The organism is Corynebacterium sp. p3-SID1761 (genome assembly GCF_055862885.1).
In genome coordinates, this window is sequence record NZ_JBSQBJ010000009.1 from 25720 (window position 1) to 51549 (window position 25830).

Below are 25830 nucleotides of genomic sequence, written 5' to 3' on the forward strand. Positions count from 1 at the left end.
CTCCTGCGGCTTCATTCAGGTCGCGCTTGCACGCTCCCGACTTTACTTGAGTACACCTCACTCAACCACTACAAGCTTGAGTCTATTCCGCTCAATTTACGTATATGAGTGTGATTTACCCCACAAATTCACCCCCGGCCTAGTTTTCTATACGAAAGCTATCGTTTCCTCGCGCTCCATTGGGTTAGATGAAGGTTATCCAAATCGGAAAATCTCTACATATATCCGTAAAAGGGGTGAAGGGATCATGCTCAGACTCCACAAGAAGAAAGCACCCGCCCGCCAAGTAGCCTCCGCCATAGCTGCTACAGCTTTGGCACTGGCGCTTCCCGGCGCGCTTACCGCCTGTTCGGACTCCTCCGCTGAACCTTATGGTCCAGGCAGCACCGCCAAGTTGAAGATGGCGGACAGCTACTCAATCACTCACCCTGTCGGCAAAGGTGGCACTCAACCTTTTCTCGATCAGGTCGAAAAAGACCAGTCAGTAGACATCGAGTACTTCTCTTCAGGGCAAATGGGCAAACAAGCAGACATCCCCTCCGTGCTCCGCAGTGGTGTGGTCGACCTGGCAGTCATCTCTCCTTCCTATGTCAGCTCCAGCTTTCCTCTCAGCAGCGTGGGCGATCTTCCGGGTTTTAGCTCCGATGCATGCGTGACCGCCTATGCACTTCGCGATCTAGTGAAGCCAGGGGGCGTCCTTTATAAAGAAGAACTCGAACCCATGAAGTTCATGCCGCTGTGGACAGGTTCGATCCCAGGCTACGAAGCGATGACCGGCGGCAAAGACCCATCTCACCCCGCCAACTTCCACGGCGCGGTACTGCGCTCCACGGGCGGCGCACTAGACCGCGTGATTGATGAGATCGACGCAGCAGGTGTAAGCATGCCCATTGGCGACATGTATGAAGCAATGTCGCGCGGCACAGTAGAAGGCACACTCGCCAGCCCGATCTCGATTACTCCCTACGGGTTGGAAGACGTCATACACGCCAGCACGTACGGAGCCCAACAGGGCAACTTCACCTTCTTCTACGGCATCAACCTAGATACCTGGAACCGCCTGAACGATCAGCAGAAGAAAGTGCTGACCGATGCGGCCGATAAATCACAACAGTCTGTCTGCAAGGAACTCAATTCCGCCCGTGAAAAGTCGGTGCAGAAGATGAAAGATGCCGGCGTGCAGTTCTACGACGTCACCGAAGACCAAAACGCCAAGGAATGGCAGAACATTTCGCAACCAGTTTTGGACAAGTGGATCGAGGTTGCCGAATCCAAGGGTCACCCAGCTCAACAGGTCGTGGATGACTTCAAAGCCGCCCTCAAGCGCCATGCACATCGTGCAGAGACGAAAGAGGCAACAGGAGAAGGAGCAGAAGAAGGGAAGGAGCAGTCATGACCAGTAGCAACTTGGTCCACCCCGGCCATCACGGCACCGCCGAACGCAGCAAATACGGCTACCAAACCCAGGATCACCCGGGCTTCGACAAGGTACAAAACACCATCTCCGCGGTATGTGCCTGGATCGCGGGCGCGGCGATTTTAGGGCTGGCGCTCGTCACGCTCGCTGAAGTCATTGCGCGCGAGTTCTTCAGTTCTCCCCTCGGCTGGAATATCTCCGTCACGGAGCGCTATCTACTTCCCATTACTGCCTTCTTTGGGCTGGTCACCACCTATCGAACGGGCACACATATCGCCGTGGAGTCGCTTTTCAACAAACTCCCGCTCCGAGTGCAAAAGACCATCCTGCTGCTTATTCATCTGGCTGTGGTTATTTCCATGGTGTTCGTCTTCATCGGTGGGTGGAACCAGACCTACATGGTGTTTACCCTGCACCACGCCACCCTTCCAGGCATGGCCGATCTCGCCACTCCCGACTGGACTTACCGCGTGATCGTGCCAATTGCAGCCGCGCTGTGCGCCTTTGTGGCGGCGCTGGATTTTCTCCGGGAGCTCATCACCCCATGGGATCACCCCTACACCGACTACGAACCCGGCGAGGAAGAGGTTTAAACCATGCTTGCGCTTACTATCGTTGTGCTGCTGGTCGCGCTGATTATCCTGCGCGTCCCCGTCAGCTTCGCCATCTTCGGCACGGCCACGGTCGGACTCATCGCCCTCGGCGGAGTCGAGCTGGCCATCGCCACGATGGAAACCTCGCCGTTCGCCGCCGTGCGTTCAAACTCTCTATCCGCTGTGCCCCTGTTTATTCTGATGGCGCAGTTGATGTTGATGTCTGGGCTCCTTAGTTCTGTTTTTGACGCCGCCAAGGCGCTCGTTGGCCGTATCCCCGGTGGTACCGCCATCGCCTCCATCGGCGCAGGCACCGCATTCGCAGCCGTCTCTGGCTCCTCCACCGCCGCGGCCGCCACGCTGGCGCAGACGTCCTCTACCCGCATGATCGATGAGGGCTACCACAAGGGCACCGCGACGGGCTTGGTGGCAGTGGTCGGCACGCTGGCAGCCATGATCCCGCCCTCGATCATTTTGGTCTTCTACGCGATTACCGCAGAGGCTCCAGTAGGCGATGTCCTGGTCGCGGGCTTCTTCCCTGGCTTGATGGTCGCACTGGGACTGGTATTGGTCATGTACATTGGCTTCCTCAAGGATCGCTCCCGTGCACCACAAGGCGAGCCGGTTCCCTTCAAGGAAAAAGGCCTCCAGCTGTTGAAATCATCCCCATTGCTGCTGATCTTCCTGGCGGTAGTCGGCTCCATCTTCACCGGCATCGCCACGCCCACCGAGGCCGCCGCCCTGGGCGTGCTGGCCGCGCTGATCCTGGTAGTCGCGAAAGGTCGTTGGGACCGCAAACAATTCGGACTTACTGTGCTGGAAACGGTGAAGACCACCGGCATGATCTTTGCCATCATCATGGCCGCTCACGTGCTGGGGCACTTCCTCACCGAAACCCGCGTGACCCCGAAGCTGGTCAGCGCCATCGGCGAGTCCTCCCTGCACCCGCTAGTGGTCATGGTTCTGATCGGTGCTGTGTACCTGGTTCTGGGCTTCTTTATGGATCAGATCGCCATTATCGCCCTAACCGTGCCGGTTACTCTGCCCATTGTCGAATCACTGGGCTACGATCCGGTCTGGTTTGGTATCTTCATCGTGCTGCTGGCCGAGACCGGCATGGTCACCCCGCCCATGGGCCTGAACGTATTTGTCGTCTCGAAGGCCGTACGTATCAACCCCATGATCGTGTTCAAGGGAGCATTCCCCTATGTCGTGATCATGCTGGTCATCGCCCTGGCTTTCCTGCTGTGGCCCCAGCTGGTGCTGTGGGTGCCGGAGTTAGCCGCTTAAGCTGGCCCGTGCCCATCGGGTATGGGGTTCCTTTCTAAAACACTAGAGAACGCATAGTGCTCAAAACCTGTTTAAGCTGCAGAGCATCCATTAGCGTTTACCCCATGTACAAAGATCGCTACATTATCCTGCAAGCATCCACCTTCACCGAAGAGAATGTGGATCCCGACCTTTTTTTCGACCGGTTTCGCTGGGCCGAATTATCCCTGGGTTTTTCCTACACCGGCGATTCCGACGGAAAGGTAATCCCTCTTAGCCTTTGGGAAATTAATGATGCTACCCACGACACTATTGAAGATCTGCAGACTATTCGCGCACACTTAACCGTGCGATCGAAAGAGGATCGCTTCCCTCTTCGCCCGTTATTTGCCGTGTGGGACTCCGCATTGCCAAGTTCCGCATTTTCAGCTCTCCACTCCATCAGTATGAGCGCGATTTCCGACTTCGGCATACCTTCAGTTTCCGATATCGAAGCTATCTCCGCTTGCGAGCGAAGCGTCAACGCATATGAACAGGACGAACCATGGGCCAGCTCCGTCAAATTGCTCGAACAGACCATCTCTCGTCACCACATGAAGCAACGAGGGAAGATCACCGCATTCTTCGGTGGAAAAGAGGTTTCCAAGGAGGCGTACTACGCGGAAAGCTTTCGCCCCGCACTAATCTCCAGCGCCTTTGAAACCATCTTGCACGCCCTCCCCCAGGGAGAGGACTGGCGAATCACCGCCACTTCTTCAACGACGAACTCAGCTTAAGCTGCTAACGGTTCCAGCGGGCACTGTGGCGTCTTAAAACCTCAATAATCCGATCCGCGTCGCGCGCGATCTGCTCGGTCGAGGCAATGACGGACACCGAGGCCACCGCCACCCCCTGACTCTCGACACGCACGGCCACACCATCCGCGCCGTTCAAGGCCACACCAGGAGCAATACACTCGCCGGTCGCGCGCATGTCTGGGTACCAGCGCTGGAACTTATTGATGGTCTCCTGCGAGCTTTCGGAAGCAGCCAGAATCCCCCACACTTGCTCGTGACCCAGCCCGGAGAGGATCGCCCACCCTGCCGACGTTTCGAGCGGCGGGCGCTGCAGACGGTTCTGCGCCAGATACTCGAACTCAGGATCCGACAGCGCGTAGTCGAGGTAGTAGACGTTGTCACCTACCAATGACGCCAACACGGCGATATAGCCCGTCTCTTCCACCACATCTTCCAGCATCTCGTGGGTGACCTGATCCACGGGTCGGCTACCGGCGAGGGTGCTCAGCAGGTAAGGGGCGAGGCCCAGGCGGAAGGCTTTATCCCGTTCCTCCAGGTATCCGGCCGCGACCAGACCATTTACCAGGGATTGGGTGGAACTTACCGGGGCGCCGATGGCCTTGGAAATGTCCGTGAGCCCGCGCGGCTGCGGATTGCGGGCCACGAACTCCAGGATGTCCGCGATCCGGTCGACGGTGCGGTGATGGGATCTACCGGGCTGCTGGTCGACGGGAAAGGGGAACCGGGACGCGTCGGGCATTGAGGGTTCCTTTCGGCTAGGTAGTTGACGTAGAGGGAACGGCGTAGCGAGAGCAACGTCGGGAGCGTGACTCAAACGATAGTAAAGGAAGATTTCACAAAAACCTTTCGCAACGAAATCACTTCCTCTACACTCAATGGTACACAAATCAGTATCGGAATCCCTATATATGTAAGGAACTGACTGGCATGACCTCCTCACCGCTCGACCTCACCTCCTTCAACAGCCTGCTCTCCGACGAAGAGCGCATGCTGCAGGAAGCCATGGCGGACTTCGCCCAGAAAACTCTCAAGCCCAATGTGCAGGAATGGTTCGACAAGGGTACCCTGCCCGCCAAGGAACTCGGCCCGCAGTTCGGGCAGCTCGGCGCTCTGGGCATGCACCTGGAAGGCTACGAGTGCCCCGGCGCCTCCGCTGTCGCCTACGGCCTGGCCTGCATGGAAATCGAGGCTGTCGATTCCGGCCTGCGTTCCTTCGTCTCCGTCCAGGGCTCCCTGGCTATGTTCGCCATCCACCACTGGGGTTCCGAGGAACAGAAGGAAAAGTACCTGCCGAAGATGGCCGCCGGTGAGTACCTGGGCTGCTTCGGCTTGACGGAGCCCGACGCCGGATCCGACCCGGCGTCCATGAAGATGCGCGCAACCCGCGACGGCGACGAGTGGGTCCTCAACGGCACCAAGATGTGGATCACCAACTCCCCCGTCGCCGACGTGGCCGTTGTGTGGGCTCGCACCGAGGACGGCTTCGCAGGTTTCATCCTGGAAAAGGGAATGGAGGGCTTCACCGCCCCGGAAATCCACAAGAAGCTCTCGCTGCGCGCCTCCATCACCGGCGAGATCGTGCTGGACAACTGCCGCGTACCGGATTCCCAGCGCCTACCGAAGATCGACACTCTCCGCGGCCCGCTGACCTGCCTCAACGAGGCTCGCTACGGCATCATTTGGGGCGCCCTGGGTGCCGCCCGCGACAGCCTGGAAACTGCCATTGAGTACACCGAGACCCGCGAGGTATTCGGCAAGTCCCTCTCCAGTTACCAGCTCACCCAGGCGAAGCTGGCCAACATGTCCGTCGAACTCAACAAGTCCGTCCTGTTAGCCCTGCAGCTCGGCCGACTAAAGGATAAGGGCGAACTCGCCCCGCACCAGGTTTCCGTCGGCAAGCTGAACTCCACCCGTGTGGCCCTGGAGATCGCCCGCGAGTGCCGCACCCTACTGGGCGCTTCCGGCATCACCCTGGAGTATTCGCCGCTGCGCCACGCCAACAACCTGGAATCCGTGCTGACCTACGAGGGCACCGCAGAGATGCACCAACTGATCATCGGCCAGGCTCTCACCGGCAAGGGCGCATTCCGCTAAGTCCCGCGCACCCCAGCCTCACCCCACTCCAACCCAACCCTCCCCAACCAGAAAGGCACAAATGGGCCCCCTTGAAGGCATCGTCGTGGCCGATTTCTCCCGCGTCCTCGCCGGCCCCTACGCAACCATGATGCTGGCGGACATGGGCGCACAGGTCATCAAGATCGAGCGCCCCGGCATCGGAGACGACACTCGCTCGTGGGCACCACCCGTCAACACCCAGGGCATGTCCACCTATTTCGCGGGTGTGAATCGCAATAAGAAGTCGGTGGAGATCGATCTCTCCACCGATGAGGGCCGCCAGCAGGCCCGCCGCATCGCCGAAGAAGCCGACATTCTGGTAGAGAACTTCCGCCCCGGCACGATGCAGCGCATGGGATTGGATTATGAAACACTCCGCCAGCACAACGAAGGCCTGATCTACGCCTCCCTCTCCGGCTTCGGCTCCGGCAAGGGCGCAGACATCGGCGGCTACGACCTGATGGTGCAGGCCGTCGGCGGCCTCATGTCTATCAATGGCGAAAAGGACCACCCCGTGAAGGTCGGCGTAGCACTCGTTGATGTACTTACCGGACTGCACATGGGCATGGGCATCCTCGCGGCGCTACATTCCCGCACCTCCTCCGGCAAGGGCCAGCACATCGAGATCAACCTGTTGCACACTCTGCTTTCCTCCCTAGCCAACCAGGCCAGCGCGTTCGTCGGCGCGGGAGTCATTGGTAAGGCCATGGGCAATACCCATCCCTCCATCGCCCCCTACCAGGTGTTTAAGACCCAGGAGGGCGACCTCGCCATCGCCGCCGGCAATGACTCGCTATACCACCGAACCTGCCGGGTGCTGGGGATTGAGGAATATACTGATGACGCCCGCTTCGCCACCAACAGCGACCGAGTCGCTCACCGCGCCGAATTGGCTGCAATCATCGAACAGGCATTGGCTCAAGGCAGTGCGCAGGAATGGTTTGAGAAGCTGCGCGCCGCTGGAGTCCCCGCAGGCCCGGTAAATAACATCAAACAGGCTTTTGAATTCGCCGAATCCCTCGGGCTGGACCCGATCGTGGAGGTCGAGGGCATGCGTAGCGTGCGTAACCCGATCAACTTCTCGGAGACCCCCGTCGAGTACCACACAGCACCTCAACAGCTGGGCAATCAGGCGTTCCAATAGGGGAAGTTCCCATTCACAGGTTCAGGTGAGACAATGAGGGCAACCAGCCGGCCCCTCACCCGGTTGCCTCAACCCGCCCCTGGAGAGCAAGGAGACTTCGAGTCCGTGGCACGCCACTCTTCACAAGACGAATACACCTTCGCTGAGTTGCTCGCGCTCATTGAGGAACACCGCCACGATCTGACTCAGCTCACCCGCGCGAAGCTGAATTCCATGGATCTGAGGCCCCGACCTGTGCACTTTCCGCACGTCGCGGGCACTGAGTACACCAATCCCTCCCCGGATTTCTCCCAGACTTTGGATCTAGATGAGGTATATCTGGATCGCACCATCCGCTTCGTTCTCCGCGGCATCACCCGTGGCGGCGAGTTCGCCTCTGCCCAGGGGGAATTCCTGGTGGCGACGGGCAAGGATTTCCGCAAGTTCGGCATGGGGTCGGAGCATTATGCCGCGCTAGAGTCCGCGTTAGTGGAGGCCATCGGCGAGCATATCGGCGTCACCAAAAAGCTCAGTGACACGATCAACCTGGGGTGTAGCCTGCTTGCGTATGGCGCAATCGAGGATGAGGAAGCCGAGCTGCCCGCCACCTCTGCCGCGAAGGTACTCGAGGTTCTTCATCCCTGTGACGCCGTCGCGGTGGTCCGCACACAGGTCGATCCGCCGTTGCCGTATTGGTCGGGTCAACATGTGGAGGTGCGCACTCCGCACACCCCCGAGCTGTGGCGTGCGCTGTCCCCCGCTATCCCTTTTAATGAGGACGGATTGGTGGAGTTTCACGTACGCGCGGTCGGACCGTTTTCCCGTGCAATCGTGGAGGGCACCCAAGTCGGCGAGCAGTGGGTGCTGGCTAACCCTTATGGGGATCTGCAGATTTCGGGGGAAAAGCCGGTGGTGATGGTGGCGGGCTCCACGGGTTTGGCTCCGGTGCGGGCGATTCTATTGGATCTGGTTCAATCCGAGGAGCGGCCTCCCAAGGTGCAGCTCTTCTTCGGGGCACAGAACCCGGACGAGCTCTATGAGTGGAAGAGCCTGGTGGCCTTTGAGGAGGCTTTCGACTGGCTAGACGTGTACCTGGTGGTGCAGAACGACGAGCCGGCGGCGGAAGAGTTCGATGCTTTCACTGCACGTGGCCTAGTAGGCGAGGTGGCTGCCGAACAGGGCGCATGGCGAGATGCCGAAGTGCTGATCACGGGAAACCCAGACATGAAGCAGCACACTGTGGAGGCTTTCCTGCGTGCGGGCGCGAACCGAGAGCAGCTGCGCTTCGACGTACCGCACAGCTAGTGCATTACTGCACTATTTCTCTTTGCTCTTCAACCTCACCGATCAGATCGACCCCTACGCCGAGTTCGCGATCGATGCGGTGGCCATCGAGGACCGGGAGAGACTTGCGAACCTTGTCCACGTAATTCGGGTCAATATCGATGGTCAGCACCTGTGCGGCATAGCCAGTCTCCGCTAGCCGGGCGCCGTTCGGGCCGATGGCCACAGAGTGGCCGATGCCGGTAGGACCGTCCGCAGTGCCGTAACGCTCCGGTGAACCAGGACGCGCCATTCCCGCGGCGATCAGGTAGCTAGTCGAATCCAGCGCACGGGCTGCCGTAAGCTCGCGCCACTGCTCCAGCTTCCCAGGACCGTCCGCCCAGCTAGAGGGCACAATCATCACCTTGGCGCCCGCGGCTGCCATGGCCACAAAGTGCCCTGGGAAGCGGATGTCATAGCAGGTAGCCAGCCCCACACCCACGCCGCCGACGTCAATAACCACGCGACGCTCCCCGGGCTTGACGGTGTCCGACTCTCGGTAGCCGAAGGCATCGTAGGTGTGAATCTTGTCATAGTGCGTCACATAATCCGGTCCCGCGACCAGCAGGGTATTGTGCACGCGGCGGAACTGATTGGCCTCCGGGGAGTCGCTGGGCTGCTCAGTTACCAGCTTCCCACTCGGAGTGCGATAAACGGTATCCGCCGGGGTGAACATGCCGACAACGGCGGTCGTCCCGTGCTTCTTGGCCGTATCGATCACCGCCTGGGCGAAGGGCCCATCCAGCGGTTGGGCGACTGTATCCAGCCGTCCGCTATCGAAGGGGAACATAGCCGCTTCCGGGAAAACGACCAGGTCAGCACCATTTGCCGCACCGGACGCAATGTACTTCAGGACGCGAGCCAGGTTAGCTTCCACATCCGGTTCGGCCTTCATCTGGATGACAGCGATACGCATACAGACCACCCTAGCGATTCTGCCGACATCGTGCGCTCTTTTGCCTTCCGCTTACCGAAGGCCTGTGGATAAAACTGAGTTATCCACAAGCTCCCAGGTTTTCTCTTTATTGACGCCCCTTGGTCTCCCTACACTCCCTTTTCAAAAGCACGGTCTAAAGATGCGTAGAGCACAGGGGGTTTGCATGCAATATTCGGCAATGGGGTTTCTAAATTATCTGGACACAATGGAAATCGATTCGGCAGCGGTACAGAAACGATGCGAGAAAATCACTGAGAACGGCGTGCAGTGCGCTTCGGCTGGCTATTCGGTGGCGAACGCAGAAGCTCCTGGAGTGCCTGGCGGATCAACAACCAGTGGAATTGCCACGGCGGCGGATAAGCTCCACGCAGCTTTCACCGGTTTCGGCCGGCAATTGAGCACAATGAGCCAGAGCATTAGCGCCTTCACCAACGACGTGGACTTCGCCGACAATGATGGTTCCGATGCACTCTCAGGAGCGAACCGATGAACGAGTATGGAGGTTCCGGTTCCAGTAGCTTCGGAAAAACAGTCACGGTCCACGATGTGGAACATGCCAATGTAGAGGCTCTGCGCACCGCCGCCGGACTGTTTAAAAGCAGCGGCGAGAAGACCTCTCGCCATGCAGGAGAAGCGCGAAAGACAGCCCAATGGGAAGCCGACTGGTCGGGGCAAGCAGCCGATGCAGCTAAACACGCCACTGATTCAGCGGCGAACCAACTGGACACCGCTGGTTTTAGCAGCAGCACAATTGGGAAAGTGGCGAATATTCACGCCGATATTCTTACCCCCACCAGGTTGGCAGTGAGGACGACGGTAGGGCTTGCCCGGATGGCACTCATGTCCGTCCAGCAGGATGGTGAGGTGTCAGCTAAACACCTTGGATTGATTCCCGGAATCGGCGAGGCTGCACAAAGCATGGCTCTAGCGCTAACGAATGTTCTGCGCGGGGCGCTGAAGTTGGCGGGTCTGTTGGATCGAGCCTCGGGCGGAATCATTCATTCGATCAGTAACTCCGTTGCCCTACCCCGAAGTGATTTTGCAGAAGGCGAAACCGAAGGGGCGTCACTACCGCTAGTTTCCAAAGACCTGCCAGTAGAGCGCGTGGATTCTCCTCATGGCCCCGTGGTGACGGTGGGTGATCCCAAGCATGCGGATGAGGTAATTACGCTGGTCAGTGGCGTGGGTTCCAATAATCCGGAGGCACTCCAGCGCACAGAGGCGTGGGCGCGGGCAACGGCGGCGGACGCCGCAGCACAGGGCAAGAACGTGGCGGTGGTGGCTTGGCATGGTTATGCGGCGCCCGAAGATCTCACAAGTGCGGTATCGCGGGAACCAGCAAAGGCCGGCGCTACGGCACTGCAGGAGCATCAACGTCAGCTACGCGAAAGGAACCCGAATGCAAGATTGCAGGTAGTGGGCTATAGCTACGGATCCGTGGTGGTCGGTGAAGCTGCAGCTCGCAGCGGTGCAGGCCTCACCGCGGACGAAGTCAGGCTATGGGGCAGCCCGGGCGTCCACTCCGAACAGGCGGAGGACTTGCAACTGCATGCGAAAGATGGGCACGCGGAGGTGTACAACGAGCACGTCCCCGGCGATATGATTCGGCTGACGACTACTCCTGAGCTCGGGGTGCATGGGCGAGATCCAGCCGCACCCGATTTCCATGCCCCACCGCACGAGGCCGATGCAGGCGATTGGTCCAGCTACGGTTGGGGCCGAATTTTGGATCTCTACCTGCTACGCCGCGGGGAGACAGATGCGCATAGCTCCTACATGTGGTCTCCAGAGGTGAATGCTCACTAGCGAAAACCACTATGCACAGTGCCGGCGTTCCATATCGATTAGCGCCTGCTTCAGCTCAGCTCCGCCCAGATACTTTCCGATGTGCCCATCGCTGCGCACTACGCGGTGACAGGGATAGAGAATCGGGAGTGGATTGTTTGCGCACGCCGAGGCAGCAGCACGGATGGCACGCGGGCTGCCTGCCTCAGCTGCAAGCTTGGCATAACTCCATGTCTGGCCGTAGGGAATCCGCGCCATTGCTTGCAGCACTCGTCGCTGGAACGGGGTGGTAACACGACTGAGATCCACAGGAACGGTGAATGTGCAGAGTTCGCCGGAGAAGTATGCGCGCAATTGTTCTGCAGCTTCTGCCGCGTAACAACTGGCGGCATTACCGGGGTTGCCGGCGCCGCTTTCCTGCTGAACACCTTCGAACTCAACGGCCAACACGCCTCGGTCGGTGGCCAGCACTCGGAGCGCGACGTCATCCAGTCGAACTACATTCTGACCGATTTGTGAATCCATACTGTTATTATGCCCAACCATTATGCCCCCTCACGCGAGCATCCACGCGCCGGTTGGGTCAAAGCGCCATCTACGTTGTACGGTACTAACCGTGAATATCTCTAATAATGGGGATACCCCATCTACTTCGAACGCATCGCAGGGAAAGCGCCTGGGCGCGTCCGCCGGTGAATCGACCGGGGCGCACCACCCCCAGGCCTCTACTGCGGAGGTACTGATTAAGGACGACCCGCGCACCGTTCGCATGGGCACGCTGGTCAGCCTTATCGTTGGCTCCACCGTCGGCGCGGGCATATTCGCCCTGCCGCAAAATATCGCGTCGGTGGCCTCGCCCGGTGCCGCTCTCATCGGCTGGGGCATCACGGGCGTGGGCATGCTGTGCATCGCCTATGTCTTCCAGGCTCTCGCTCTGCGCAAGCCGCACTTGGATTCCGGCGTGTATTCCTACGTGCGCGCCGGGTTGGGGGACTTCGTGGGCTTCGCCTCTGCCTGGGGATATTGGCTGGGCACCATCATTGCCCAGGTGGGTTATGCCACATTGTTCTTTAGCTCGCTCAGCTTCTTCTTCCCCATCTTCAGCAGCGACCATCCGCTGGTGCAGTCGATCTGTGTTTCGGCGCTTACCTGGGGAATCTTTATCGTCCTTTCCCGAGGCGTGCGTCAGGCAGCGATCATGAACGTCATCACCACTGTGGCGAAGATCCTGCCGATTCTGGCTTTCCTGGTGCTGGTTGCCTTCGCCGGCTTCAACACGGACGTCTTCACCTCAGACTTCTGGGGCCGTGCCGCAACCTTCGGCGAGAATCAGGATCAGGCTTTCTCCCTGGGCGACCAGGTAAAGGGCATGATGCTGTTCACTGTCTGGGCTTTCATCGGCGTGGAGGGCGCCTCGACTTACTCGAAGCGCGCACGCCACCGCAAGGACGTGTCGCTGGCGACCTTCCTCGGATTCATCGCAGTGTTCTTCCTACTCAACGCCGTGAGCTTCCTTTCCTTCGGTGTGGTCTCCCGCGAGGAGCTGGCTGCTATGGGCGACAATTCCATGGGAACGGTGCTGGAGCACGTCGTTGGCCCGTGGGGCGCTGGGTTGATCTCCATCGGCCTGTGCATCTCTGTTCTGGGCGCCTATGTCTCCTGGCAGATGCTATGTGCCGAGCCAATCACGCTCATGGCGCAAGATGGACTACTACCAAAGACAGTTGGACGCACCAACGATATGGGCGCCCCCTATGTCTCACAGTTCCTTTCCGCCGTGGTGATCCAGGTGTTCATTATCGTGTTCTACCTCAATGAATCCACGTACACCACGATGGTGCAGCTGGCTACGTCGCTCTATCTGGTGCCTTATGTGTTCTCCAGCCTGTACCTGCTGTTCCTGGCCACACGTGGCCACGGCTTCAAGCACCCGGACGCGGGCTCGAAGTTCGATATTTCCGGACCGGATGTAAGCAAGGGCACCAACCGCATTCACCTGCTCATCAGCGCGGTGGCTTTCGGCTACTCCTTGTGGCTGCTCTACGCCGCCGAGCTGCAGTTCGTCCTACTTGGCACATTGCTCATTGTGCCGGGGCTGGTGGTTTACGTATCCACCCGCATAAAGGCCGGCGGGCGCATCTTCAACACTTTCGAGTGGATCATCAGCGCCATCGTCGTTATTTCGTCGATCGGCGCACTGTACCTGATCCTCACCGGCCAGGTCAGCCTCTAAACTAGCGTCGCTTCTGTCTGTCCCACAGAACTACCGACGTCGAACGCGGGACATGCACGATCTCACCACGTGGCCGCCCGCCCGCACCTTCGCCACGCTCCATGCGCGCCTGCATATCCGCCAACCGGCGACGCAGGGCAGCGTTTTCCTTCTCCAGCTCATCCAGCCGGTTCTGCTGGGCAATGATCGTTTTAATGCCCGCCAGGTTTACGCCCTCCTCGTGGGAAAGGCGCTGGATTTCCTGCAACTGCTCAATATCCTCACGCGAGTAGCGACGGCCACCGCCACTGGTGCGTTGGGGCGTCACTAAACCCATCCGGTCATACGTGCGTAGCGTTTGGGCATGCATTCCGGTGATGCGCGCGGCGACAGAGATCACGAAGACCTCCCTTTCGCCGCCGGTCTTTCCAGTACTCATTAGTTACCCTCCCATCCTTCGCGGGGGTCGAATCCAGAGCGCTTTTCCTCTTCCGAGTACTTTCGCAGCGCACTCATCGCTCCCTCGTCCAGGTTCTTTGGTACCGCCACCTTGACGGTCACCAGCAAGTCGCCACTGGCACCGTTGCGCTTATTCACGCCGTGGCCGCGCACACGCAGCGTGGTGCCGTCCTGCGTGCCCGCAGGAATACGAACCCGCACCTTGGAAGCCAAGGTAGGCACCGTCACTGCCCCGCCGAGCACCAGCTCGGGGTAGCTCACCGGCACGGTTAGCTTCAAGTCATCGCCGTCGCGGCTGAACACCTTGTCCGGCTTTACGTGCACAGTCACGAATAGATCGCCAGCCGGCTTGCCACGCTGCCCTGCCGACCCCTGTCCAGCCAGGCGCACCTTCTGCCCGTCGACCACACCGGCCGGCACGCGCACCGTGATCGTGCGTGCCTGAGTGGTGCGGCCCGTACCAGAACAGTCTGCGCATTTGTCCTTAATTACCGACCCCGTACCCGAGCACTCCGCGCACGGGCGGGAAAAACCGAAAGCACCCTTGTTCTCACTGACCATGCCGTCACCACCGCATGCACCACATGTGTGCGGCGCGGTGCCCGCCTTGGCGCCGGAGCCGTGGCAGTTTTCGCAGGGCTCGGGTTTAGTGAGGCGGATCGGAACGGTCACGCCTCTTGTAGCCTCGCGGAACTCGAGCGTCAGCTCCGTCTCCACGTCTGCCCCGCGGCTGCGCTGGGTACGGCGGCTACCCCGCCCTCCGAAGCGGCTGCGGGAGGCGCCGGCGGTCGGATCCTCACCGAAGATTCCGCCGAAGATGTCGCCGAATCCACCACTGTGGGCGTCATTGCCAAAAAGATCAGAGACGTTAAAGCCGCCTGCACCGCTGAATCCTGCACCGCCGAATCCTGCACCGGTCGAATATGCACCGCTAGCAAGCATGCGCTTCAGCTCGTCATACTCCGCGCGCTTTTCCTTATCGCCCACCACACTGTAGGCTTCGGAAGCCTTCTTGAACCGCTCCTCCGCCACCGTATCGCCCGGGTTGGCATCCGGGTGATTTTCGCGAGCGATCTTGCGGTATGCCTTCTTGATCTCCTCTGCCGATGCGGTGGAGGACACGCCGAGGTCTTGGTAATAATCCTTCTCGGCCCATTCACTGTGCGCCATGTGTCGCTCCTTCCTTCTTGCGCTGTTCACGCGGGGTATCACTCATTAACCTTGAGTCTACCGCGCTGAACTTTTGATATCTAATCTTCTATAACGACGCCCCTACGCTTTTATTCCCTTGCAGCGTCGCTTCGGGGCCAGACGAAAGCCCACTCGAGCAGAACTGACTAGGGTGGGGCCATGGCACCCAAAAAGCGCAGTTGGTTTAGCCGACTTTTCGGCTCCCACAATTCACCATCCGATCTCGGCAGCTCTGACAGCTCGGTTGATAGCTTTTCTGCTCCCGGCACACCTGCTCCCGGCCCGGAGGATCCACCAGTGCCGTTGAGCGGCCTGGACTTGCACCAGTCCACCGCGATGATTCGCCACATCGTGCGCGCGCTTAACGATCTCGGCTATGGCGCGAACCCCACTCCTGAGGTGGTGTATTTCAGCAAGCCTGAGGACATTGAGAAGCCCCTGAAATATGTCGGCCGCACCCCTGGCCCCTATGGCGGCAGACTTCCGGCACCGGACGATGGCGAGGGTTCACTAATGGGCCTTGAGAACATCACGAAGCAGGTCGCGAGCGCCGAGGACTTTGCCAGGGACATGCCCGAGATGGTCAATAACTTCGTTTCCACGCTTGTCTCGTCTATCCAGATCACGACGGATATGGGCTCAATCCCCGACGCGGAGTTCTACTCCTACCTGCGTGTGCGCCTCACGGCGATCGAACTTCTGCCGGAGAGCGCGCAGGCGGATGCGTTCGAGTTCAACCCAGAATCCCCCATTCGTCCTTTTTCGGACGCCCTTTGCATCCACCTAGTCCTAGACTCACCCAACGCAGTGTTGGGCCTGACCCCGGATTCGCTGGAGGATCGAGGGCCCGTAGAGGACCTCTTCCGGATCGGCTACCGCAACCTATGGCAGGATCTGATTGATTCCGATCTTGAGGTGCAGTCCATCCAGGCGGACAAGAGCAAGCCCGGAGAACGCGTGTGGTTGTTCGTTGGATCCTCGTACTACGTGGGGTCTATTCCGATTCTGTTGGATGACATCGTCGAGCGTTACCTACCCCAAATCGATCGCGAGTCTGGGTTGTTGCTGGCAGCTCCGCATCGCCATGTAACGCTGCTCCGCGAGATGGATGAGGGCAGCGATCTCATGGGATCCATCAAGATGATGGCAACCCTGGCCGCCAACCAGTTCTCCCAGCAGGCAGGCGCGTTGAGTCCACGCCTGATGATCTCTCACATGGGCGAGGTGACTACGTTCACCAATGTGAAGTGGAATAGCGACCACACTGCGGAGCTTGAGGTCAAGCCGACCGCATACCTCACCGAGAAGCTTCATCTCGGTGACCTAGGGGATGGAGGCGGCCTCGCCTAGAACGGTGGCTCTTCCTCTTGGTTGCGCTGTTGTTTCCGCTGGTTGAACTCCACCACCCTCCGCGTTCGCTTTATGGCTCGGTGCCGGAATGTGAATCTTCCCAGCGGGCCGTTCGGAGTGGTGATCACGGTGTGGCCGTCGCCGTGGCTGCTCCAGGTTTCCACTCCATCGGAGGAGATCTCCACATCCCATGCTCCGGTCGTCTTCGCATTGTGATGCTTTGCACAGAGACAGTGGAGGTTTGACGTATCAGTCGGCCCGCCTTCCGGGTTGTTATGCACGAAGCGTTTGACGTGATCCAGCTGGCATTTGTGGGCAGGCACGTCGCAACCGGGGAACCGGCAAGTCCCGTCCCGCCCTTCCACGCTCGCGCGAATCAGCGGCGTCGGAGTATAACCAGCCGTGGTGGCCTTCCCCGGAGCCTGCAGATGGGTCACGCGAGCCATCCATTCCTTCGTAGCCAGCGGACTAAGCCAGGTGCCAGCGGCCCAGATCTGGGAATCCGGAATATCCACCCGGCGATATAGGTTGAGGTTCACTTCTGCAGTAGCACTCCCCCGCACCAGACTTAGCAGCGCCCGCGCCCGCGAGCAGTTCTCTTTCTTCCGCACGCCATCAACCGCTTGAATCAGCTCTAGCGCCTCCAACTTAGGGAGAGTCAGATAAAACTCGGTATGGTCGCTTGGCCGGTCATCAATACTCAGCCTTGCTGCATTTCCCAGCGCATCTTCGGCACCCTCCTCATTCGCATCGTCCGAGAGCATGGGCCGATCTGCAGGATCGATCGGACAAGCCAAAGGCTCGCGCTGCATGACGATCTTCTTCAGCCGCTGACGGATCGTGCCATGCCCAAGCATTGCCTGGTTAGGTCGAGTAGGTGAAAGTGCAGTGTATACATCGGCTTCTATGACGGAGGCGTGGGCGTCACTAATAGCGACAAGGCTCTGCGCGACAATCCGCCAGATTTCTATGGAGTAAGCCCCCGTTTCGGCAAGCTTCAACAACGATGGGAAGCGGCGGAAGGTTGCGCCGACGTCAATAAGCTGGATGACCCGAAACTCCGGTAGTCCCAGGCGGACACACAAGCGGGTGGTGACATCGCCGACGCATTCATGGTCGCGAGGCGTGCATGCCACGGCAAGGCGCGCATTGTTGAGATTGATGTCGCAGACTGCTGCGCTTATCGGGTCGGTAGGGTCGGTTACTTTCCAAAAAGGCTTCTGCGCCTGATCGGCGGATTGGTTGGGCGGACGCTGGTCTGGTGGCGATTCTTCTGGTGGTGTGGGTTGGTCGAACATCTTTCCCCTTTGATGATCAAAGTCCCCTGTGTTGCATGGTTTTCGTCCCGTGGTTTTCCGTGCGCAATAAGCATAGAAAACGCCCCCGACAACCCTTCCGAAAAAACACTACAAAATCGAACACTCGTTCTAAACATGTGTGTTCTAGCCATAAGAAAGGGCCCCACGGTAAAACCATGGAGCCCTCTTAAGGGGTTAACTCAGCGGTAGACCGCCAACAGGACTACTGCGGGTCGCCGATAATAACCATCGCATTGCGCAGCACCCGATCTTCTAGACGGTAGCCACGACGTAGAACGGTGGCCAGCACCTTCTCGTCACCACTACTAGTGTCCTGCACTGCCTCGTGGCAGTTAGGGTCGAATTCGTCGCCTTCCTCGCCGAACTTCTCCACCTTCATGGAGGCCATCACGGAGTGCAGCTTATCCGACATGGACTTCAGCGGACCGGTCAGATCGCCATGCTGTTCTGCCATCTCCAGGTCATCCAGGATCGGCAGCAGCTCGGAGGCTACGTCAGCCTTCGCGCCGGTAATCACGCTCACGCGGTCGCGCTCTACGCGACGGCGGTAGTTGGTGTACTCCGCCGTCACGCGCTGCAGATCTTCGGTGCGCTCGGCCAGCTCGGCCTCGATGTTGTTCTCGGCCTCGTCTGCGGCGTTGTTGTCGACGCCCTCATCTTCAGCCAGATCAGCTTCTGCCAGACCCTCGTCGACCCCTTGTGCCTCGGTTACTTCTGGTTCGGTATTTTCCGGGGCGTCCGGGTTCTGATTCAGATCTTCAGACATTACTTCTTATCATCCTCTGCGGAAGTGTCCTCATCGACAACTTCGGCGTCGACAACGTTCGGGTCATCGGTTGCAGCGGCACCTTCAGCACCGGATGCTGCTTCTGCCTCGTAGATAGCCTTGCCCATCTCCTGAGACTCAGCGTTCAGCTTCTCCACAGCGTCCTTGATGGCCTCGATGTCATCACCCTTCAGAGCCTCGTCCACAGCCTTGGCTGCTTCCTCGACCTTGTTCTGGGCGTCTTCGCTGACCTTGTCCTTGTTCTCCTCGACGAACTTACGGGTCTGGTAAGCCATAGACTCTGCAGAGTTGCGGACTTCCTGCTCCTCGCGGCGCTTCTTGTCCTCCTCTGCGTGAGTCTCAGCATCCTTGACCATACGGTCGATCTCCTCCTGGGACAGGCCGGAGCCTTCCTGGATCTTGATCGTGTTTTCCTTGCCGGTCGCCTTGTCCTTTGCAGATACGGAGACGATGCCGTTGGCGTCGATATCGAAGGTGACCTCGATCTGCGGAACGCCGCGCGGTGCAGGGGCGATGCCAGCCAGCTCGAAGGAGCCGAGCAGCTTGTTGTGCGCAGCCATCTCGCGCTCGCCCTGGAAGACCTGGATCTGCACGCTGGGCTGGCTATCCTCAGCAGTAGTGAAGGTCTCGGAACGCTTCGTCGGGATGGTGGTGTTGCGCTCGATCAGCTTGGTCATCACGCCACCCTTGGTCTCAATACCCAGGGAAAGCGGGGTGACGTCGAGCAGCAGCACGTCCTTCACCTCGCCGCGCAGCACACCGGCCTGCAGGGCAGCACCCACGGCAACAACCTCGTCTGGGTTGACGCCCTTGTTGGGCTCCTTACCATTGGTCAGCTCGGTGACCAGCTCGGATACGGCAACCATGCGGGTGGAGCCACCGACCAGCACGACGTGGTCGATCTCGTCCACGCTAACCTCAGCATCCTTCAGCACCGCCTGGAACGGAGCCTTGGTGCGATCCAGCAGATCCTGAGTGATCTTCTGGAACTCGGTGCGGGTCAGGGTTTCGTCCAGGAACAGCGGGTTCCGATCCTCGTCCACCGTGATGTACGGCAGGTTGATGGAAGCCTGCTGGGAGCTGGACAGCTCAATCTTGGCCTTCTCCGCTGCCTCGCGCAGACGCTGCAGAGCCATCTTGTCCTTGGTCAGATCCACACCGTGGGAGGCCTTGAACTTCTCGGCCAGCCAATCGACAATGCGCTGATCCCAGTCGTCGCCACCCAGCTCGTTGTCACCAGCGGTTGCGCGAACCTCTACCACGCCGTCGCCGATTTCCAGCAGGGAAACGTCGAAGGTACCGCCACCGAGGTCGAAGACCAGGATGGTCTGCTCCTTGTCGCCCTTCTCCAGACCGTAGGCCAGAGCAGCTGCGGTCGGCTCATTGACGATACGCAGGACGTTCAGGCCGGCAATCTGGCCCGCATCCTTGGTTGCCTGACGCTGTGCGTCGTTGAAGTAAGCGGGGACGGTGATGACCGCGTCGGTTACATCCTCACCCAGGTAGCTTTCCGCGTCGCGCTTCAGCTTCTGCAGGGTGCGAGCGGAGATCTCCGGAGCGGTGTACTCCTTGTCGTCGATGGAGATCTTCCAGTCCGTACCCATGTGGCGCTTAACGGAGCGGATGGTGCGATCCACGTTGGCAACCGCCTGGTTCTTAGCGGACTGGCCAACCAGTACCTCACCGTTCTTGGCGAAAGCCACGATGGACGGGGTGGTACGGGACCCCTCGGAGTTGGCGATGACCTTAGCCTCGCCACCTTCCAGAACAGACACCACAGAGTTGGTGGTGCCCAAGTCAATTCCTACTGCGCGTCCCATATCAGTTCCTCCTATTACTTCTGGGGCGAATAAAATCTATCGAGCCTTAGTCGAGCGGACTCAACTTCGCCCGCCTCTGCACACTAGTATCCGCGTTTTTCGCGTCTAGTCAAGCCGACTTGAGTTTGCTCCACTCAACTTGCTCACACCCTACTCAACTCATCGCACCTCAAACTTGTTCCCGATCGACTCAACTTTTTCAAAAATACTTTTAGATTCACCCCTGAACCTCCCCTGAAATGCGCAAACCCGCCCCACCTGTTTTGATAGTGGGTATGAAAAACCGCATACGCATAAACCGCGCCCTCATTTCCACCCCGCTGGCAGCCGCCCCACTTGTCGCTACCTCGATTCTCGCTGGGTCGGTCATTGCCGCTCCCACAGCCCTTGGCGCAACCACAGCCACCGCCCCTTTTTCTTCCGCTACCCCTTTTGGTTCCGACGCCTCACTCTCCGCACCGCAATTCCCCGCAGGATCGGCTTTCCCACCTTCCGGCGCTCTGAAAACTGGTGGCCAGGAACAAACTCACTACAACGGCGCATTCGACCTCGGCCAAGCGAGCAAGGATCCCAACGTGGGTGGGCTATCCGGGCTTACTGCCCTCACCGATGGCTCCTACCTCGCCATCTCGGATGACAAAGGCGATCATGGCCCCACGCGCGCCTACCGCTTGAACATCGACAGCAACGGGCGGGCAAAGGTCACCGGACAAGTTAATTTCACCAAGCCAGATGGCAGTGCATACAACCCCAAGGAATACGATGCGGAGGAGATCCAGCAGCTACCTAACGGCCATTTGCTATGGACCACCGAGGGCGAATCAAAGGGATCGAAGAACCGCTCACCCCTTGTCATCGAATCCGATAGCAACGGGCGGGAAATCCGGCGCATCCATCCCCCGCACTATCACGTCCCCGACCACAATGCAGCAAAAGATGTTGAACAAACTAAAGGTATAAGCCCCAACAAAGGCCCGGAGGGCATGACAATTTCTCCTGATGAGGAAACTTTTTACACTCTCAACGAGAACTCATTGGTGCAGGATGGGCCAATCAATACTCCCGAGGCGGGGTCCAAAACTCGGTTGACCGCTTACAGCACTACAACCGGCAAGCCCAAGGCTGAGTATGTGGTCGAGGTGGACCCCACGTACGCCCCCAAGGCCGATCGCGGGTACGCTTCCTTGGCTACTTCCCCGGATGGCAGCCTCTACGCGCTGCAGCGCGGTTACATCCCCAAACAAGGTAACCGCGCCGAAATCTACCGTTTGAGTCTGGAAGGGGCCACCAATGTGCTTGGCCGGGAGCGCTTGGACGGTAGCGAGGTGCCCGTTAACCGCGAGAAGGTCTTCGATTTCGCTGGGCAAAAAACCAGTGACATTCACAAGCTCGGTGACAACCTAAGCTCGAGTGGCGATAAGGCTAACACTGAGGCAAGCCCTAACATCTCTGCATCCCCCGAAAATGTTGAAGGCTTAACCTTCGCGGCCCCGCCTGCCCACTCTGCCGATGTGCCGGCTCACGGTTCCGTCACCACCGGCTCCCTTCCTGCGGGCTCCTCCGCCATCGGAAACCACGCCGGCAGCTCCACTTCCCCGGCGGAGTTAAACCGCGTGTACTTAATCTCGGACAATAACTTCAGTGATTCGCAGCGTACGTTGCTCCATTCTTTGGACATCCCCCGGCGCTAATTACCGCTCCTCACCAGCACAGGCGCGGAACGCAGAGTTCTAAGCCTGCGGGATGGTTTCTATAGCCACTGTCCGGTCAGCGCACGCTGTCAATAACCGATAGTCGTGGGAAATCAATAGCACTCCGCGGTTCGCCCGCACGGTCTCGCGCAACATCTCCACAATTTTCGCCGTCGCAATTGGGTCGAACATTGAAGTCGGTTCATCGCAGATGAGGAAGGCCGGATCCATCACAGTTGCGCGGGCCAAGCATGCTCGCTGCAGTTGCCCATCGCTTACCTGTGCTGGTCGACGATCAAGCAATTCCCTATCCAGCATTGCTCGCTTCGTATGATCCTCCACGCACTCGCGAATCACTTCCCTATTGTGCTCCCCGGCGATCAATAAGGGTTCGGCGATGATCTCTCGGAGAGTCCACCGCGGATTGCACGCATCCCGCGGGGATTGGCTCACCAACGCTATTCGTGATCGCCGGCGATCTCGCCCCGTCACCACAGGTTCTCCGTCAATCGTGACCTTTCCCGAATCTGGGAGGAAACGCCCGGAAAGCAACTTGGCCAACGTCGTTTTGCCAGATCCTGAAGGTCCAATCAGCCCCACGAGCTCACCGCGTTCAATGATCAGTTCAATTTTCTCCAAGACGGGTTTCCCTGCATAGGAATAGGTCACCTCGGTAGCTTTAAGCATTTCTCTCCCCTACCTCGGTTTGGTATTCAATGCCTCCGCTGGGCAAAGCCGCAACCAACGCGTGACTAAAGTCGGTTTGCGGTGCATCCCAAAACTCGCTGGCCTGTCTACTTTCCACTACTTCGCCCTCATGCAGCACAAAAATGTGGTCGCACACTTCCCATTCTCGAAGGTCCTCTAGATCGTGACTTATCAGCAATACTCCGAGCCCCAAATCCTTGGCCGCGGACCGCAGTAGCTCCAGCGTCTCCTTCGTTAATTGTGGGTCCAATGCTGCGGTGGGCTCGTCTGCGATAAGGAATTGCGGATTTCCCGCCAACGCCGCAGCCAGCGCCGCTCGCTGCGCCATGCCGCCCGATAGCTGGTGTGGGAAATACTCGCTGACCTCAGAGTCAAGGTGAACGCGTTCTAACAACTCCTCCACATCCAAGCCACTGCCATGCCGATCGATAATCTCTTGGAGCTGGGTTCCAATTCTCCTCACGGGCGTAAAGGACAACGCCGCGGCTTGGGGAACAAAACCCACCATTGAGCCCCGCACACTAGCTAAATCAGTACTGTTCCAGTCTGCTTCATCAGCAGTGGTTTTATCGGCTTCCGCAACGTGAGCGGATCCACCAGCTTCCGTATCTTGGGTGACCCCGCTGGGTTCAAGGTGCCCTTTGGTCGCCCCGTGCGCTGCACAATTCCCATCAGGCGCCCCAGCCGGATAAAGCGAGACCTTCCCTTCTACTCGAGCCCCTGTTGGGACCATCCCAATCAACGCGCGCCCCACGGTCGATTTACCAGAACCGGAGGTTCCGATCAGCCCGGCCACTTCCCCACGGCGCACGGTCAGGTTCACCCCACACACAATGTTTTTTGCCCCCACCTCTACGCCAAGCCCGCGAGCACGTAGCTCCCCCAACTCGCTCGTCGCCTCAGTTGGCTCCGCAGGCTCCGACCTACGCCCTCTGCGGCCTGCCCCGGCTTCTTTCTGCAGTGCTGACTTCTTCTTTTGCTTTCCGACGCCACGCTCTGCCCGCGCTGTCGCTCCTCGGGTCAGCGATACCCCAGACATCGTGGTGAGCAGCAAGATCATCGCTGGGAAAGCCAAAGCCCACCACGCCCCACGGGTGATGTCTTCGCGCGCCAAATCCATGAGCGTTCCCAGTGATGGCTCGTCAGCCTGGATGCCCAGGCCAAGGAAGGACACGGTGGATTCGTGCCACGCAGCATGGGGAGTGAGCATCGCCATCGCTACCAGTGCTTGACCAGAAGCCGCTGGTGCCAAATGCTTACGCAGCACCCAGCCAAACGAAGCCCCTGCACCGTACGAGCACTGCACCATTTCGGACGCGCGGACCGTCAACACCGCAGATCGCACGATACGCGCAACCGGTGACCAGTGAGTCAAAGCGATGGACCCCACGATGGCAGCAACGGATCCCTGGAATAGTGCGACAATAACCACTGTCAAAATGAGGTGCGGAATGGCACTCACGGCATCGTTGATGCGCATAACAATGCGATCGACCACGCCACCGAGCCCCGCCAATAACCCGACGAGCACGCCCAATGCCGTAGCGGCAACCGCAGCCGTAAGCCCGATGAAAAGGGAAACCCGCAAACTTTCCGCGGTTCGTACGAATAGGTCGAACCCAAAGTGATCAGTACCGAAAATATGCGCGGCAGTCGGTGAACGCAGGGAATTGGCGAAACTTGGAGTTCCCGCCTCGAAGACGGCGGGAACTATAGCTGCATACAGCACCAGAAGTGCAAAAACGCTTAATCCAATGAGGTGCCCACGCATCCACCTGCGGGCACTCTGTGTCTGCGAGTGCGCGCTAAACCCCTGTGCTTCGGCGCTGCCAATATCTAGATGAGCACTATGTGCTTTCACGGCTGAGTTATTTGAACTAGGGCTGTGATCATCGATCGAACTAGAGCTGTGCTCATCGGGGGAAAGAGAATTCTTGTTAGACATCGCTTACCCTCGGGTCGATCAATACGTAGGACAGATCGCTCAATAGGGATCCCAACATCACCACTACCGTGGTCGCGACCGTGGTGAATGCCAGCAGGTGAAAGTCCACGGCCACAGCCGATTCCACCGTGGCTTGCGCCAACCCCGGCCAGGAGAAAACCGTTTCCACGATCACTGCTCCGACGACCATCTCGCCGAGGCGCGCTCCGATCAAAGTGATCAGCGGCATGAGCGACATAGGCAGCACATGCCGAACGAGGATCGTGTGTTCGGAGAGACCACGCAAGCGCACGTTGGCAACCGCTGGCGACTCAACGGCTTCGGCAGTAGCGCGTTGCATCGTCAACAAAGGCCACGACAGCTGCGAGATCGCTAGAACGACTGCCGGTGCGATGAGGTATGGCCCCCGTTCCCAGTGACGGGGACTTACCGACCGGCGCGGCCCCTCCCACGGGGATGAGGTGCCAGAACACGCCAAAAAACAGCACGCTTCCTAGGGCATAAATATAGGAAGGAGTGGCTGCCACAAATACACCCAACGCGGTTATCGCCCGATCCACCACTCCGCCGGGTCGGCGAGCAGCACTCAAGCCGAGAAGCGCTGCAATCGCCAGCATCAGCAGCAGGCCCGCTCCGGATAGCAGCATCGTCCACGGCAGGCGCTCGCCAATAACTTCAACAACCGGTTTGCTGTACACCCGGAACCACCCCAGATCACCTGTAAAAACGTGCCCCCACCAGGAGACCCATTGCTGGTACCACGGGGCGTCGAGGCCCAAGGAAGAGGCAATGCGCGCACGTTCTTCGGCAGTGTAGTTGCCGTAGTTCGCGCCGAGGTGGTGCGCAAGGGGATCAAACGGCGACAAGGCAGCGAGGCCGAACATAATGAAGCTGACCACCACGGTTGTCACGGCAATGAGCAACAAGCGCGTACCAACCATCCGGCCGATCCCGCCGAGGTTATCCCGGCGCCCCGGCAATACAAACCT

Annotated in this window: 22 protein-coding genes and 1 pseudogene; 12 read left to right on the forward strand and 11 right to left on the reverse strand. The window is 59.1% G+C overall.

All coding sequences use genetic code 11. The features are described from left to right. Positions 1–247 precede the first annotated feature (247 nt). The 4 genes from ACWXWJ_RS06045 (at position 248) to ACWXWJ_RS06060 (ending at position 4055) form a co-directional block, all read left to right on the forward strand. Entirely contained in the window at positions 248–1396 is a 1149-nt protein-coding gene (locus ACWXWJ_RS06045) for a TRAP transporter substrate-binding protein (RefSeq protein ID WP_473963838.1), read from the forward strand. Further along, positions 1393–2010 (forward strand): TRAP transporter small permease, encoded by a 618-nt coding sequence (locus tag ACWXWJ_RS06050; protein WP_293790649.1) that lies wholly within the window; start codon positions 1393–1395, stop codon positions 2008–2010. Before ACWXWJ_RS06045 ends, ACWXWJ_RS06050 begins: the two co-directional genes overlap by 4 nt. A gap of 3 nt (positions 2011–2013) precedes the next feature. Then, the gene (locus tag ACWXWJ_RS06055; protein WP_473963839.1) at positions 2014–3300 is read left to right on the forward strand and encodes a TRAP transporter large permease; all 1287 of its coding nucleotides are present in this window, start codon (positions 2014–2016) and stop codon (positions 3298–3300) included. Between the two features lie 104 nt (positions 3301–3404). Beyond that, complete coding sequence (locus ACWXWJ_RS06060) at positions 3405–4055, forward strand: hypothetical protein (RefSeq protein ID WP_473963840.1); 651 nt, start codon at positions 3405–3407, stop codon at positions 4053–4055. 4 nt (positions 4056–4059) lie between these two features. On the opposite strand, the gene ACWXWJ_RS06065 is transcribed toward ACWXWJ_RS06060, so the two are convergent. Then, positions 4060–4815: an IclR family transcriptional regulator gene (locus ACWXWJ_RS06065; RefSeq protein WP_473963841.1), complete on the reverse strand. Its 756-nt coding sequence runs from the start codon at positions 4813–4815 to the stop codon at positions 4060–4062. A 188-nt stretch (positions 4816–5003) separates the two neighbouring features. Between ACWXWJ_RS06065 and ACWXWJ_RS06070 the strand changes: the two genes are divergently transcribed. The 3 genes from ACWXWJ_RS06070 to ACWXWJ_RS06080 all read left to right on the forward strand — a co-directional run bounded on the left by ACWXWJ_RS06070 (position 5004) and on the right by ACWXWJ_RS06080 (position 8619). Further along, positions 5004–6170: an acyl-CoA dehydrogenase family protein gene (locus ACWXWJ_RS06070; protein ID WP_293790645.1), complete on the forward strand. Its 1167-nt coding sequence runs from the start codon at positions 5004–5006 to the stop codon at positions 6168–6170. Positions 6171–6231: 61 nt separating this feature from the next. Further along, complete coding sequence (locus ACWXWJ_RS06075) at positions 6232–7335, forward strand: CaiB/BaiF CoA transferase family protein (RefSeq protein ID WP_473963842.1); 1104 nt, start codon at positions 6232–6234, stop codon at positions 7333–7335. Positions 7336–7440: 105 nt separating this feature from the next. Beyond that, entirely contained in the window at positions 7441–8619 is a 1179-nt protein-coding gene (locus tag ACWXWJ_RS06080; RefSeq protein WP_448306895.1) for an FAD-binding oxidoreductase, read from the forward strand. A 4-nt stretch (positions 8620–8623) separates the two neighbouring features. Here the strand turns inward: ACWXWJ_RS06080 and ACWXWJ_RS06085 are convergent, their stop codons facing one another. Beyond that, on the reverse strand, positions 8624–9553 hold the full coding sequence (locus tag ACWXWJ_RS06085; protein WP_293790642.1) for a carbon-nitrogen hydrolase family protein: 930 nt from the start codon (positions 9551–9553) through the stop codon (positions 8624–8626). A 226-nt stretch (positions 9554–9779) separates the two neighbouring features. Between ACWXWJ_RS06085 and ACWXWJ_RS06090 the strand changes: the two genes are divergently transcribed. Together ACWXWJ_RS06090 and ACWXWJ_RS06095 are read left to right on the forward strand one after the other, a co-directional pair. After that, a complete protein-coding gene (locus ACWXWJ_RS06090) occupies positions 9780–10064 on the forward strand; it encodes a hypothetical protein (protein ID WP_293790640.1) in 285 nt (94 codons plus the stop codon). Next, positions 10061–11380: an alpha/beta hydrolase gene (locus tag ACWXWJ_RS06095; protein WP_473963843.1), complete on the forward strand. Its 1320-nt coding sequence runs from the start codon at positions 10061–10063 to the stop codon at positions 11378–11380. The genes ACWXWJ_RS06090 and ACWXWJ_RS06095 overlap by 4 nt, the downstream gene beginning before the upstream one ends. Positions 11381–11389: 9 nt before the next feature. Here the strand turns inward: ACWXWJ_RS06095 and ACWXWJ_RS06100 are convergent, their stop codons facing one another. Next, positions 11390–11884: a methylated-DNA--[protein]-cysteine S-methyltransferase gene (locus ACWXWJ_RS06100; RefSeq protein ID WP_448306892.1), complete on the reverse strand. Its 495-nt coding sequence runs from the start codon at positions 11882–11884 to the stop codon at positions 11390–11392. A gap of 22 nt (positions 11885–11906) precedes the next feature. On the opposite strand from ACWXWJ_RS06100, the gene ACWXWJ_RS06105 reads away from it, so the two are divergent. Further along, positions 11907–13592, forward strand: coding sequence for an amino acid permease (locus ACWXWJ_RS06105; RefSeq protein WP_473963844.1), 1686 nt, complete (start codon positions 11907–11909; stop codon positions 13590–13592). A gap of 1 nt (position 13593) precedes the next feature. Here ACWXWJ_RS06105 and ACWXWJ_RS06110 read toward each other — a convergent pair whose 3' ends face one another. Together ACWXWJ_RS06110 and dnaJ are read right to left on the reverse strand one after the other, a co-directional pair. Then, a complete protein-coding gene (locus ACWXWJ_RS06110) occupies positions 13594–14010 on the reverse strand; it encodes a heat shock protein transcriptional repressor HspR (protein ID WP_448306891.1) in 417 nt (138 codons plus the stop codon). Next, the gene (gene dnaJ, locus ACWXWJ_RS06115) at positions 14010–15200 is read right to left on the reverse strand and encodes a molecular chaperone DnaJ (RefSeq protein ID WP_473963845.1); all 1191 of its coding nucleotides are present in this window, start codon (positions 15198–15200) and stop codon (positions 14010–14012) included. The genes ACWXWJ_RS06110 and dnaJ overlap by 1 nt, the downstream gene beginning before the upstream one ends. 180 nt (positions 15201–15380) lie before the next feature. Here dnaJ and ACWXWJ_RS06120 point away from each other — a divergent pair, with 180 nt between their 5' ends. Continuing rightward, on the forward strand, positions 15381–16571 hold the full coding sequence (locus tag ACWXWJ_RS06120) for a DUF3899 domain-containing protein (protein ID WP_473963846.1): 1191 nt from the start codon (positions 15381–15383) through the stop codon (positions 16569–16571). Here the strand turns inward: ACWXWJ_RS06120 and ACWXWJ_RS06125 are convergent. From ACWXWJ_RS06125 to dnaK, 3 genes are all read right to left on the reverse strand, one after another. Next, positions 16568–17869, reverse strand: coding sequence for an HNH endonuclease signature motif containing protein (locus ACWXWJ_RS06125; RefSeq protein WP_473963847.1), 1302 nt, complete (start codon positions 17867–17869; stop codon positions 16568–16570). The two genes, ACWXWJ_RS06120 and ACWXWJ_RS06125, sit on opposite strands and share 4 nt — an antisense overlap. Before the next feature lie 223 nt (positions 17870–18092). Further along, positions 18093–18656, reverse strand: coding sequence for a nucleotide exchange factor GrpE (grpE, locus tag ACWXWJ_RS06130; RefSeq protein ID WP_473963848.1), 564 nt, complete (start codon positions 18654–18656; stop codon positions 18093–18095). Next, complete coding sequence (dnaK, locus tag ACWXWJ_RS06135; protein ID WP_448306886.1) at positions 18656–20497, reverse strand: molecular chaperone DnaK; 1842 nt, start codon at positions 20495–20497, stop codon at positions 18656–18658. Before dnaK ends, grpE begins: the two co-directional genes overlap by 1 nt. Before the next feature lie 275 nt (positions 20498–20772). Between dnaK and ACWXWJ_RS06140 the strand changes: the two genes are divergently transcribed. Beyond that, a complete protein-coding gene (locus tag ACWXWJ_RS06140) occupies positions 20773–22188 on the forward strand; it encodes an esterase-like activity of phytase family protein (protein ID WP_293790620.1) in 1416 nt (471 codons plus the stop codon). 39 nt (positions 22189–22227) lie between these two features. On the opposite strand, the gene ACWXWJ_RS06145 is transcribed toward ACWXWJ_RS06140, so the two are convergent. The 3 genes and pseudogenes from ACWXWJ_RS06145 to ACWXWJ_RS06155 form a co-directional block, all read right to left on the reverse strand. After that, on the reverse strand, positions 22228–22875 hold the full coding sequence (locus ACWXWJ_RS06145; protein ID WP_473963849.1) for an ABC transporter ATP-binding protein: 648 nt from the start codon (positions 22873–22875) through the stop codon (positions 22228–22230). Further along, positions 22868–24667: an ATP-binding cassette domain-containing protein gene (locus tag ACWXWJ_RS06150; RefSeq protein WP_473963870.1), complete on the reverse strand. Its 1800-nt coding sequence runs from the start codon at positions 24665–24667 to the stop codon at positions 22868–22870. Before ACWXWJ_RS06150 ends, ACWXWJ_RS06145 begins: the two co-directional genes overlap by 8 nt. A 166-nt stretch (positions 24668–24833) precedes the next feature. After that, a pseudogene (locus ACWXWJ_RS06155) lies at positions 24834–25782 on the reverse strand (ABC transporter permease). Positions 25783–25830: the final 48 nt, after the last annotated feature.